Annotated in this window: 10 protein-coding genes; all 10 read left to right on the top strand. The window is 59.7% G+C overall.

Annotated features, from left to right (window positions below):
* The first annotated feature begins 198 nt into the window (after positions 1-198).
* The 10 genes from glnE to ACZ89R_RS20670 all read left to right on the top strand — a co-directional run bounded on the left by glnE (position 199) and on the right by ACZ89R_RS20670 (position 11,843).
* Positions 199-3,138 (top strand): bifunctional [glutamate--ammonia ligase]-adenylyl-L-tyrosine phosphorylase/[glutamate--ammonia-ligase] adenylyltransferase, encoded by a 2,940-nt coding sequence (gene glnE, locus ACZ89R_RS20625; RefSeq protein WP_429544747.1) that lies wholly within the window; start codon positions 199-201, stop codon positions 3,136-3,138.
* 307 nt (positions 3,139-3,445) lie between these two features.
* The gene (waaF, locus tag ACZ89R_RS20630) at positions 3,446-4,480 is read left to right on the top strand and encodes a lipopolysaccharide heptosyltransferase II (protein WP_063341776.1); all 1,035 of its coding nucleotides are present in this window, start codon (positions 3,446-3,448) and stop codon (positions 4,478-4,480) included.
* A 1-nt stretch (position 4,481) separates the two neighbouring features.
* On the top strand, positions 4,482-5,543 hold the full coding sequence (gene waaC / locus ACZ89R_RS20635; protein WP_008074629.1) for a lipopolysaccharide heptosyltransferase I: 1,062 nt from the start codon (positions 4,482-4,484) through the stop codon (positions 5,541-5,543).
* Entirely contained in the window at positions 5,543-6,664 is a 1,122-nt protein-coding gene (locus ACZ89R_RS20640; RefSeq protein WP_429544746.1) for a glycosyltransferase family 4 protein, read from the top strand. The genes waaC and ACZ89R_RS20640 overlap by 1 nt, the downstream gene beginning before the upstream one ends.
* Entirely contained in the window at positions 6,664-7,470 is an 807-nt protein-coding gene (rfaP, locus tag ACZ89R_RS20645; RefSeq protein ID WP_192346040.1) for a lipopolysaccharide core heptose(I) kinase RfaP, read from the top strand. The genes ACZ89R_RS20640 and rfaP overlap by 1 nt, the downstream gene beginning before the upstream one ends.
* The gene (locus ACZ89R_RS20650; RefSeq protein WP_429431734.1) at positions 7,470-8,204 is read left to right on the top strand and encodes a lipopolysaccharide kinase InaA family protein; all 735 of its coding nucleotides are present in this window, start codon (positions 7,470-7,472) and stop codon (positions 8,202-8,204) included. Before rfaP ends, ACZ89R_RS20650 begins: the two co-directional genes overlap by 1 nt.
* On the top strand, positions 8,201-8,953 hold the full coding sequence (locus ACZ89R_RS20655) for a lipopolysaccharide kinase InaA family protein (protein ID WP_429544745.1): 753 nt from the start codon (positions 8,201-8,203) through the stop codon (positions 8,951-8,953). Before ACZ89R_RS20650 ends, ACZ89R_RS20655 begins: the two co-directional genes overlap by 4 nt.
* Positions 8,953-10,404: a lipopolysaccharide kinase InaA family protein gene (locus tag ACZ89R_RS20660; protein ID WP_429544744.1), complete on the top strand. Its 1,452-nt coding sequence runs from the start codon at positions 8,953-8,955 to the stop codon at positions 10,402-10,404. Before ACZ89R_RS20655 ends, ACZ89R_RS20660 begins: the two co-directional genes overlap by 1 nt.
* A 168-nt stretch (positions 10,405-10,572) precedes the next feature.
* Entirely contained in the window at positions 10,573-10,908 is a 336-nt protein-coding gene (locus ACZ89R_RS20665) for a YceK/YidQ family lipoprotein (RefSeq protein WP_429547829.1), read from the top strand.
* Positions 10,909-10,979: 71 nt separating this feature from the next.
* The gene (locus tag ACZ89R_RS20670) at positions 10,980-11,843 is read left to right on the top strand and encodes a DUF3800 domain-containing protein (RefSeq protein ID WP_429544743.1); all 864 of its coding nucleotides are present in this window, start codon (positions 10,980-10,982) and stop codon (positions 11,841-11,843) included.
* Positions 11,844-11,984: the final 141 nt, after the last annotated feature.

Raw genomic sequence — 11,984 nt, forward strand, 5'->3', positions numbered from 1 at the left:
GCTTGTGGCCTCCGGCTGCGTTGTGAGAATAATCGTTAAGGTTGGTCTTTTGCCAACCAAAAAAGGTGAAGGCTTGATGATCGCTGCCAAAAATAAACAAATTTCAGCTATTTCTAACCTTTGTTCGACAGTCGGTCAGGTAGCGTATTTTCACAAATCACTACATGCAGCCCTTCACACGCCGATCAAGGATAGACCATGAGCCTCCCTTCGCTTGCCGAACTGCCCGGCGTACTCCTGCCCTTTGTCACCCGTGCCGAGCAGTCGTTCCGTACGGCCGTCGCGCTTCTTCCCGACGATCATGGCCTGTCTGCCTGGACGCCTGGGCGTTGGGCGCAATTTGCCCGTGTCACCGCGGCCAGCGACTTTGTCATCGAACAGAGTGTGCGTGACCCTTTGATGTTGCTGGAACTGGTGCAGTCCGGCGAGCTGGACCGTGGCTTTGCGCCGGGCGAATTGTGCGCACAGATTGCGACGGCAGTGAGCGCTGCCGAAACCGACGACCAGCTCGGCCGCGCCTTGCGTCGTCAGCGCGCACGCCACCAAGTGCGGATCATCTGGCGCGACCTGACCCGCCAGGCTGATCTGATCCAGACCTGCCGCGACCTCTCGGACATGGCCGATGCCAGCATCGATCAGGCCTATCGGTGGTTGTATCAGCGCCATTGCCAGCAATTCGGCACGCCTACCGGGCGGCGCAGCGGCGAGCCGCAACAGATGGTCATCCTCGGTATGGGCAAGCTCGGTGCCGTGGAGCTGAACCTGTCGTCGGACATCGACCTGATCTTCGCCTACCCCGAGGGCGGCGAAACCGTCGGTGTGAAGCGGTCGCTGGATAACCAGGAATTTTTCATTCGCCTCGGCCAGCGTCTGATCAAGGCCTTGGACCCGATGACCGTCGACGGTTTCGTGTTTCGCGTCGACATGCGCTTGCGGCCTTACGGTTCGTCCGGCGCGCTGGTGCTGAGCTTCAACGCGCTGGAACAGTACTACCAGGATCAGGGGCGCGACTGGGAACGCTACGCGATGATCAAGTCGCGCGTGGTGGCCGGCGATCAAGTGGCGGGGGCGCAACTGCAAGAGATGCTGCGCCCGTTCGTTTACCGGCGTTACCTGGACTTCTCGGCGATCGAAGCGCTGCGCACCATGAAGCAGCTGATTCAGCAGGAAGTCCGGCGCAAGGGCATGGCCGACAACATCAAACTCGGTTCCGGCGGCATTCGTGAAGTCGAATTTATCGCCCAGGCCTTCCAGCTGATTCACGGTGGCCGCGACCTGAGCCTGCAGCAGCGTCCTCTATTAAAAGTACTGAGCACCCTCGAAGGTCAGGGTTACCTGCCGCCAGCGGTGGTCAGCGAGTTACGCGAAGCCTACGAATTTCTGCGTTACACCGAACACGCGATCCAGGCCATTGCCGACCGCCAGACCCAGATGCTGCCGGATGGTGAACAGGATCAGGCGCGCATTGCCTTTATGCTCGGGTTTGCCAACTGGACGGCGTTCCATGAACAGCTGATGTACTGGCGTGGCCGGGTGGCCTGGCACTTTGCTCAGGTGATTGCAGATCCTGATGAAGAGGACGGCGCCGAGAGCGAAGTGGTGGTCGGCGGGGAATGGCTGCCGCTGTGGGAGGAGGCGCAGGACGAGGAGGCCGCGTGCCGTCAGTTGGAAGAGGGTGGTTTCGCCGACGCCTCCAAGGCGCTGAAAGCCTTGGCCAGTCTGCGTGGCAGCCCGCAATTGCGCGCCATGCAGCGCCTGGGGCGGGAACGCCTCGATGCTTTTATTCCGCGCTTGCTGGCTCAGGCTGTGGAACATGCCAATCCCGATCTGGTGCTGGAGCGGGTGCTGCCGCTGGTGGAAGCTGTCGCGCGTCGTTCCGCCTATCTGGTGTTGTTGACCGAGAACCCCGGGGCCCTGCGCCGCCTGCTGACGCTGTGTGCCGCGAGCCCATGGATTGCCGAGCAGATCACGCGCTTTCCGCTGCTGCTCGACGAATTGCTCAACGAAGGCCGGTTGTTCAAGCCGCCACTGGCGCCGGAATTGGCCGCTGAATTGCGCGAGCGTCTGACGCGGATTCCCGAAGATGACCTCGAGCAACAAATGGAAGCCCTGCGGCATTTCAAACTGGCGCACCGCTTGCGCGTCGCCGCCTCGGAAATCGCCGGCAGCCTGCCCTTGATGAAGGTCAGTGATTACCTGACCTGGCTCGCCGAAGCGATCCTCGAACAAGTGCTGGCCCTGGCCTGGCGCCAGACCGTGGCCAAGTACGGCACGCCGCTGCGCACCGACGGCAGCTTGTGCGACCCTGGTTTCATCATTGTCGGTTATGGGAAAGTCGGCGGTCTGGAGCTGGGGCATAGTTCGGACCTGGATCTGGTGTTCATCCACGACGGCGATCCGCAGGCGGAAACCGACGGGCCGAAGCCTATCGACGGCGCACAGTTTTTTACCCGGCTCGGGCAGCGCATCATTCATTTGCTGACGGCGCAGACCAACTCCGGCCAGCTGTATGAAGTGGACATGCGCCTGCGGCCGTCCGGTGCGTCTGGTTTGCTGGTGAGTTCCCTGGGGGCGTTTGCCCGATATCAGGAAAACGAAGCCTGGACCTGGGAACACCAGGCGCTGGTGCGGGCACGGGTGCTGGTGGGCAGTCAGGATGTCGGCCAGGCCTTCGAGAAGGTTCGCGCCGCAGTATTGGCCAAGCCGCGGGACCTGCCGACCTTGCGCCAGGAGGTCAGCGAAATGCGCGCCAAGATGCGCGATAATCTCGGCAGCAAGAGCACGGCGGCGGGCACCGCGGCAAATGCCTTCGATGCCACGGCGCCGTTCGATCTCAAGCAGGATGCCGGAGGTATCGTCGATATTGAATTTATGGTGCAATACGCGGCTCTGGCATGGTCTGAAGCGCATCCGTCATTGCTGCGCTATACCGACAATATCCGCATTCTGGAAGGGTTGGAGGAGGTCGGGCTGATGCCCGCCGAAGACGCCAGCCTGTTGCGTGAAGCCTATAAGGCCTTCCGCTCCGCCGCTCACCGGGAGGCCTTGCAGAAGGACGCCGGTGTAATACCGGGCGACCAGTTCGTGGATGAACGACAGCAGGTAATGCGGATCTGGCGCGAACTGGGGTTAAGCTGAGCAACGAAATTGTGGATGCGGGCTTTTGTGGCGAGGGAGCTTGCTCCCGCTGGAGTGCGAAGCGCTCCCCAATCAGCTTGTGCGGTCTGTCAGTGAGAATGCGGTGGCAAGTTTTGGGGCTGCTGCGCAGCCCAGCGGGAGCAAGCTCCCTCGCCACAGAGGTTTATGCTGACTGACATGAATGTGTATTAAATTGATCCGACGAGCCCCAATCGGCTCGTCCAAATGACCTGACGGTTCACCCCGAAGGTGCTGGATTCTCGAGGCGGGGAGGCGTATGCCTCCCCGGCTCGTTTTTGGAAACCACATGAAAATTCTGATCGTTGGGCCCAGTTGGGTCGGTGACATGGTGATGGCGCAGACACTTTTTCAGTGTCTCAAGCAGCGCCACCCGCAGTGCGAAATCGACGTGCTGGCCCCCGAGTGGAGCCGGCCGATTCTCGAGCGCATGCCCGAAGTACGCCAGGCCTTGAGCTTCCCGCTCGGCCACGGCGTGCTGGAGCTGGCGACGCGTCGGCGCATCGGTAAATCCCTGGCCGGTCAGTACGACCAGGCCATCCTGCTGCCCAACTCCCTGAAGTCGGCGCTGGTGCCATTTTTCGCCGGTATCCCGAAACGCACCGGCTGGCGTGGCGAATTCCGCTACGGCCTGCTCAATGACGTGCGCACGCTCGACAAAGAACGTTACCCGCTGATGATCGAACGCTTCATGGCCCTGGCCATTGAGCCCGGCGTCGAGTTGCCGAAGCCGTATCCACGGCCGAGCCTGCAGATCGACCCGGTGACCCGCGACGGTGCGCTGGCCAAGTTCGGTCTGGCCCTCGACCGTCCGGTGTTGGCGCTGTGTCCCGGTGCCGAGTTCGGCGAGTCCAAGCGCTGGCCGTCCGAGCACTACGCCAAGGTCGCCGAAGCGAAGATCCGTGAAGGGTGGCAAGTCTGGCTGTTCGGCTCGAAAAACGATCATGCGGTAGGCGAAGACATTCGTGCGCGGCTGATTCCGGGTTTGCGTGAAGAGTCGGTGAACCTCAGTGGCGACACGTCCCTGGCCGAGGCCATCGATCTGCTGTCCTGCGCCGATGCGGTGGTCTCCAACGACTCCGGCCTGATGCACGTGGCTGCCGCGCTGAACCGCCCGTTGGTGGCGGTGTACGGCTCGACGTCGCCGGGTTTCACACCACCGTTGGCCGAGCACGTCGAGATCGTGCGCCTGGGCATCGAATGCAGTCCGTGCTTCGATCGCACCTGCCGTTTCGGTCATTACAATTGCTTGCGCCAACTCATGCCCAAAGCGGTGAACGAAGCCTTGCAGCGGTTGCTGGGCACTGTGGTCGAGGTCAAATAGTTTGCGGGTACTGTTGATCAAGACTTCTTCGCTGGGCGATGTGATTCACGCGTTGCCAGCGTTGACCGACGCGGCGCGGGCGATCCCCGGCATCACGTTCGACTGGGTGGTGGAAGAAGGCTTCGCCGAGATTCCGACCTGGCACCCGGCCGTGGGCAAGGTGATTCCGGTGGCGATCCGTCGCTGGCGCAAGAACATCTGGCAGACCATCAAGAGTGGCGAGTGGAAGCGCTTCAAGCAAAGCATTCGCGCGACCAAATATGACTTGGTGATCGATGCCCAGGGCTTGCTGAAAAGCGCGTTGCTGACTCGCTACGCCAAAGCACCAGTGGCCGGGCTGGACAAAAACTCGGCCCGCGAACCCATCGCTGCGCGCTTCTATTCCCGACGTCTGGCCGTGGCCCGTGGGCAGCACGCGGTAGAGCGAGTGCGCCAGCTGTTCGCGGTCGCACTGGGTTACGACCTGCCTAAGGGGCTGGGCGACTATGGCCTGAACGTCGAACGACTGGTGGAATTGCCGCGCAAGAATCCATACGTGGTGTTTCTCCATGGCACCACTTGGGACACCAAGCACTGGCCAGAAGCCTATTGGCGCGAGTTGGCCGAGCGTGTGGGTTACCTTGGCGTAGCGGTCAAGCTGCCGTGGGGTAATCCGGTCGAAAAGGCCCGCGCCGAGCGCATCGCCAAAGATATGAGACATGTCGAGGTGCTGCCCAAACTGAACCTGGCGGGTGTCGGCAAAGTCCTGGCCGGAGCGCAAGCCTGCGTAGCGGTGGACACCGGTCTCGGTCACCTCGCTGCGGCGCTGGACGTGCCGACCCTGTCGCTGTTCGGCCCGACCAACCCGGGCCTGACCGGCGCGTACGGCAAGTCGCAGATTCACATGGCCAGCGACTTCCCCTGCGCACCGTGCCTGCAAAAGAAATGCACCTATCAACCGACGGCCGACGATGCCCGTCGGTTCGACCTGAAACGCGAGTGGCCCCTGTGCTTCACGCGTCTGAATCCCGAGCGTGTCGCGAGCCGACTGAGCACGTTGTTACTGGCTGAGGAGCTGCGCTGATGCAATTGGCATTTGTCCTGTACAAGTACTTTCCCTTTGGCGGTTTGCAGCGCGACTTCATGCGCATCGCCCTGGAGTGTCAGCAACGCGGTCATCAGATTCGTGTCTATACGCTGATCTGGGAAGGCGACGTTCCGCCGGGTTTCGAAGTACTGGTGGCACCGGTCAAGGCGTTCTTCAATCATCGGCGCAACGAGAAGCTCACTGAGTGGATGGAGGCCGATCTGGTCAAGCGTCCGGTGGACCGCTTGATCGGTTTCAACAAGATGCCGGGCCTGGACGTTTACTACGCTGCCGACGGCTGCTTCGAAGACAAGGCGCAAAACCTGCGCAACTCGCTGTACCGTCGTTGGGGCCGCTACCGGCACTTCGCCGAGTACGAGCGCGCGGTGTTCGCCAAGGACGCCAAAACCGAAGTGCTGATGATTTCCGAAGTCCAGCAGTCGCTGTTCATCAAGCATTACGACACGCCGCTTGCGCGCTTCCATTTGCTGCCGCCGGGTATTTCTCTGGACCGTCGCGCGCCGACCAATGCCGCCGAGATCCGTGCCGGGTTTCGTCGCGAGTTCAACCTGAAAGATGATGAACTGTTGCTGGTGCAGATCGGCTCCGGATTCAAGACCAAAGGCGTGGACCGCAGCCTCAAGGCGCTGGCCGCCTTGCCCGCCGAACTGAGAAAGCGCACCCGGCTGTTTGTAATTGGCCAGGACGACCCCAAAGTATTCCAGTTGCAGAGCGCCACATTGGGGCTCGGCGACAACGTGCAGTTCCTCAAGGGCCGCAGCGATATCCCGCGTTTCCTGCTCGGTGCCGATCTGTTGATCCACCCGGCGTACAACGAAAACACCGGGACGGTGCTGCTTGAAGCGGTGGTGGCCGGCTTGCCGGTGCTGGTGAGCGCGGTGTGCGGCTATGCCCATTACATCGCCGAGGCCGACGCAGGCCTGGTGCTGGACGAACCCTTCGATCAGGCGCAACTGACGCAATACCTGACCGGCATGTTGAATGACGCAAATGCACGGGCGGCCTGGAGCCGCAACGGTCTGGCTTTCGCCGAGACGGCCGACCTCTACAGCATGCCGCAGCACGCGGCCGATGTGATTCTGGCGGAGCACGCTTAATGAAGTTGATGCTGGCTGAACCGTTCAAGAGCCTCTGGGCCGGGCGCGATCCGTTCGCCGAAGTCGAGGCCCTCAAGGGCGAGGTGTACCGCGAGCTTGAAGCGCGCCGGACACTGCGTACTGAAGTGGACGGTCACGGGTTCTTCGTGAAAATCCACCGTGGCATCGGCTGGGGCGAGATTTTCAAAAACCTGCTGACCGCCAAGCTGCCAGTGCTTGGCGCGGGCCAGGAGTGGAAGGCCATTCAGCGCCTGCAAGAAGTCGGCGTGCCGACCATGACCGCTGTCGCTTACGGCGAAAAGGGCAGCAATCCGGCGGACCAGCATTCGTTCATCGTCACACAAGAGCTGGCGCCCACCGTCAGCCTCGAAGATTTCAGCATCGACTGGGTCAAGCAACCGCCCGAGCCAAAACTCAAGCGCGCCTTGATCGCCGAGGTCGCGCGCATGACCGGCATGATGCACCGCGCCGGGGTTAACCATCGCGACTGCTACATCTGTCACTTCCTGCTGCACACCGATAAACCAGTGACAGCCGACGACTTCAAGCTGTCGGTGATCGATCTGCACCGTGCCCAGACCCGTCCGACGATTACCCAACGCTGGCGTAACAAGGACCTGGCGGCGCTGTATTTTTCGGCGCTCGACATTGGCCTGACCCGTCGCGACAAACTGCGTTTCCTCAAGGGGTACTTCCAACAGCCCCTGCGCCAGATTCTGGCTGAAGAAGCGGGACTGCTGGCATGGCTCGAAGGCAAGGCCAACAAGCTCTACGAGCGTAAGCAGCGATACGGGGATGCGCTCTGATGTCGGGTTGGACACTGGAACCTGCTTACAGCGATCTGGCAGAAGACTTCGGCAGTCTTGACGCGGTGTTCGCGCTCGAAGGCGAGCGACTGACCCGTGATCCACTGTCCGAGGTCATTCGCGTCCAGCGCAATGGCGTCAACTATTACGTCAAGCGCTATGTCGGCGCCGGCAAAGGCCTGCGCCGTTATTTGGGCAAGCCACGGGTGAAGGCCGAGTGGCAGAACCTCAAGCGTTTTGCCAAGTGGGGAATTCCCACCGCCGAAGTAGTGGCCTGGGGGTTGGAGCGGCGCGGCGTGGCATACGACCGTGGGGCGATGATCACGCGCGAACTGCCCAATACCGAAGATCTATCGGCCCTGGCTGACCGACATGACCCGAAACTGGCGGACCGCGCCTGGGTCGACAACATCAGTCAACAGCTGGCGGGCTATACCCGGACCATGCACCATCATCGTTTTACCCACAATGATTTGAAATGGCGCAACCTGCTGATCGACGATGAGGCGCGGCTGTTTCTGATCGACTGCCCCAACGGTGATTTCTGGCGCGGCTTCTGGCTCAAGTACCGGATCACCAAAGACTTGGCGTGTCTGGACAAAGTGGCCAAATATCATCTGTCGGCCACCCAGCGCCTGCGCTTCTACCTGCAATACCGCCAAAGCACCCGGCTCGATGCCGCCGACAAGAAACGGATTCGGCACGTGGTGAGATTTTTCGAGGGACGCGAATGACTGATTTTCTGGCTGCTGAAGACCGTGCGCTGCTTGAGCGTCATGGCCTCGGCACCTTCGACGCACTCTGGGCCAAACAGCTCGAGGCGGTGGATGAACCCAATACCGTCGGTGGTGGCTGGAGCAGTGTATTTCGGCTAGAGCTGGAAGGTCATGGTTACTACCTCAAGCGCCAGTGCAACTACCTGACGCGTACATTGCATTCTCCCTTTGGCGAGCCAAGTTTTGCCCGTGAGTTTCGCACCATCAGGCGTTATCAGAAACTGGGCATTCCGGCGTTGCAGGCGGCGTTCTTCGGTGAGCGCAAAGTCGGCGGCGAAGTCCGGGCGATTCTGCTGACCCGTGCGCTGGACGGTTGGGATGATCTGGATTCACTGTTGCAGCGCTGGTCTAACCTGAGCGCGGCGCAGCACACGGCAATTCTGAAAGCCTGTGGGCAACTGGCGCGACGCCTGCATGAGGAGCGTCAACTGCACGGGTGCTTCTATCCCAAGCATATTTTTCTCCAGGCCACCGGTGACGGTTACCAGGCTCAGTTGATCGACCTGGAAAAAACCCGGCCATTGCTGTTTGGCCAACGTGATCGGGTCAAGGACCTGGAGCCGTTGCTGCGTCGGGCGTCGGAATGGAGCGAAAGTCAGCTGCGCGAGTTGTTGGCGGCTTATCTGGATCAACCCTTGAACAGTTCGCTGGTGGACAGTTGGGTATCGCGCCTGAGTGCGCGGCGTAGTCACAAGGAGACGCGTTGATGCGTTTGTCCGAACTGAAACATGCGGGCCGCAGCCCAGGCCTGCCTCTAAGCATTCCACTGGCCGATGCCGCAGGGGCTGCAGAGTTGCAATTGCTGAGCCTGCTGCGGGTGTTGCCGGGGCAGCGTTATGTGGGCGCCGGCGTCTGGCGCGGCCGGCCGGTGCTGGCCAAATTGCTGGTCGGCGGTAAAGCGGCGCGGCATTTTCAGCGTGAGCTGGACGGTGTGCGTTTACTCGCCGCTCAGGGGTTGACCACGCCGTTGTTATTGGCGGATGGCCTGAAGGACGGCGAGGGCGGCTGGTTGTTGTTCGATTTCCTTGAGGGCGCCGAGAGCCTGGGGGACGCCTGGAAACAGGTCGAACACTTGCCAGTGCTGGCGGATGAACAATCAGCCGTGCTGGCCGAGGCGTTGGGTGCGATCGCTCATCTGCACAGCAAAGGCCTGTGGCAGGAAGACCTGCATCTGGACAACCTGCTGCGTCATGGCGGTCAGTTGTATTTGATCGATGGCGCCGGCATCTGTGCCGAGACGGCTGGCAAGCCACTGTCACAGCACAAAGTCCTGGAAAACCTCGGGGTGTTTTTCGCCCAGTTGCCCAAATCGCTGGAACCCTTCACCGAAGAATTGCTGGTGTATTACCTGCTGGGAAACGGCGAGCATGCCTTGCCCATGGAAGCGTTGCAGAAGCAGATCGACAAGGTCCGTCGCTGGCGTTTGAAGGATTTCCTGATCAAGGTCGGCCGCGAATGCACGTTGTTCTGCGTCCAGCGCGGGGCGTTCGGCTTGCGGGCGATTCGCCGTGAAGAGGAGGCGGCGATGTTGCCGGTGCTGGAGCAGGCCGATGCCTTGCTCGATCAAGGCCATCTGTACAAGACCGGCGGCGCCGCGAGCGTCGGCAAGGTCGAAGTGGCGGGTCGCACATTGCTGGTCAAACGCTACAACATCAAGGGCTTTGCCCATTGGCTCAAACGTTTCTGGCGCCCGAGCCGCGCCTGGCACTCATGGCGTGAAGGCAATCGCCTGGCATTTCTGGGCATCGCCACGCCCAAGCCACTGGCATTGTGGGAGAAGCGTTTTCTCTGGCTGCGCAGCCGGGCGTACCTGGTGACCGAATATTTGCCGGGTCCGGACATCATCGAGCGCTTCGCACCCTACGTGGAAAGCGGCGACGCGCCGAAAGCGGAGCTGCAGGCCCTGGATCACCTGTTCGCCGAGCTGATTCGCGAGCGCATCAGCCATGGCGATTTCAAGGGCCATAACCTGTTCTGGCAGCAGGATCGCTGGGCGCTGATCGATCTGGATTCGATGTGTCAGCATAGCTCGCTCAGTAGCTTTGCCCCGGCGTATGCGCGGGATCGGGCGCGGTTCATGCGCAATTGGCCCGAGAGTAGTGCGTTGTATCGGGTGATTGATCAGCGTTTGCCCAAAGACATTTCCAGCGCTGCTTGAGTCGGGTCTTTGACCTTGTCGCGGGCAAGCCCGCGATGGCGGCAGATCAGTCTCCCGAGATCTAGAGGACAAGTTCTTATGAACCGTCCTACATGATCTACAGACCCCGTGAACTGTTCCCTGAATAGCCACGATGCTAGTTTGCCTGACGTTCTCGGAGGGCAGATATTGACGATAAAAATGGCTATGTTGCTGAGCACTTTCTCACTGGCGCTATCCGGCTGTGGAACCGCCGTCACAGTGCTGCAGGGTGACGAGGAGGCCGCCCGTGGCCTCAGAAAACAAAAAACCTACTGCCAGTCCATCCCTCGCATCTATAGCGGTCTGGCCCACAATTTTTGCCGACTGCATGCGCCGCCTGATCCCACCGGTATTCTGGTGCAGGTTGTCTTGCTGGATCTGACCTTGTCAGGTGCACTGGACACGGTTGCCTTGCCGTACACCATTTACCGGCAGGCAATCTACGGCAATATCAGGATTTACGGGCGTCCGGGTCACGGGTAACTCTTTTGTATTCCTGCGTGTGGGTGCTACACCTAGCGTATCTGGCTCGAAAAACAAAGGGTGAATAGCTCGTGTCGACCTCGATTTTGCACTCTCAACAGTTTGTTCTTTTTGAAAGCGAAAACGAAAGCGACGCTAAAATTAATGTTGAGGCGAAAAAGCTTTTACCTCCGCTCGGAAGGTACAGCGATTTCATAATCTATGTAGATGAGAGCGGCGATCATGGGATGCAAACATTAGATCCAAACTATCCAATGTTTGTTCTGGCATTTTGTGTGTTTCATAAAAGGCATTATTGCGAGAAGGTTATTCCTGCCCTTCAGAAGTTTAAATTTAATCATATGGGGCACGATCTAATCGGTCTGCATGAATTGGAGATTCGAAAAGAAAAGGGAGCATTCTCCAGTCTATTCACGTCGAGGCAACACAAACATGCCTTTCTCGACGAGTTGACGGGCATCATTGAGGCCAGCAATTTCGTTCTGATCAGTTGTGTTATTGACAAAGCTGCCCTTCGCGAAAAACAAGGTCCTGTCCACAATCCTTATCACGTCGCACTCGGCTTCTGTCTGGAAACGCTTTATGAGTACTTACAAGAAAAGAATCAGCAGAGCGTTTTAACTCATGTGATTTTCGAGCGTCGAGGGAAGCGGGAGGATAACGAGCTTGAACTGGAGTTTCGTCGCATGTGCGATGGCGCGAATCGATTGGGCATTCAGTTGCCGTTCGATATTGTCTTTGCAACCAAGCAAGTGAATTCTACGGGGTTACAACTAGCGGATCTTGTTGCAAGACCCATTGGTATGAGCGTTTTGCGGTCTGGGCAAGAAAATCGTGCCTTTGATGTACTCAAGCGCAAGTTCTACTGCAGTGGTGGGCGTAACAATGTGGGGGAGGGTTTCGAGAACTGGGGTTTAAAGATTTTCCCTCTCTGAGAAAGCGAAAAGCCCCGGTGAAACTCACCGAGGCCACAACGCCGACCGGGATCCCCCAGTCCATTTGCGCAGGAGTCTATGTCGAGGTCCTTCATCTGTCAACGCGCCGGCTTGCCACTTCTCGCTAGAGGCTTGCCACCG

This window comes from Pseudomonas sp. TE3728, from assembly GCF_056279145.1.

Excerpts from the sequence above, each read along its gene's own strand:
- ACZ89R_RS20640 (WP_429544746.1), top strand. The coding sequence starts at position 5,543 with ATGCAATTGGCATTTGTCCTGTACAAGTACTTTCCCTTTGGCGGTTTG.
- rfaP (WP_192346040.1), top strand. The coding sequence starts at position 6,664 with ATGAAGTTGATGCTGGCTGAACCGTTCAAGAGCCTCTGGGCCGGGCGC.
- ACZ89R_RS20650 (WP_429431734.1), top strand. The coding sequence starts at position 7,470 with ATGTCGGGTTGGACACTGGAACCTGCTTACAGCGATCTGGCAGAAGAC.
- ACZ89R_RS20655 (WP_429544745.1), top strand. The coding sequence starts at position 8,201 with ATGACTGATTTTCTGGCTGCTGAAGACCGTGCGCTGCTTGAGCGTCAT.
- ACZ89R_RS20660 (WP_429544744.1), top strand. The coding sequence starts at position 8,953 with ATGCGTTTGTCCGAACTGAAACATGCGGGCCGCAGCCCAGGCCTGCCT.
- waaF (WP_063341776.1), top strand. The coding sequence starts at position 3,446 with ATGAAAATTCTGATCGTTGGGCCCAGTTGGGTCGGTGACATGGTGATG.
- glnE (WP_429544747.1), top strand. The coding sequence starts at position 199 with ATGAGCCTCCCTTCGCTTGCCGAACTGCCCGGCGTACTCCTGCCCTTT.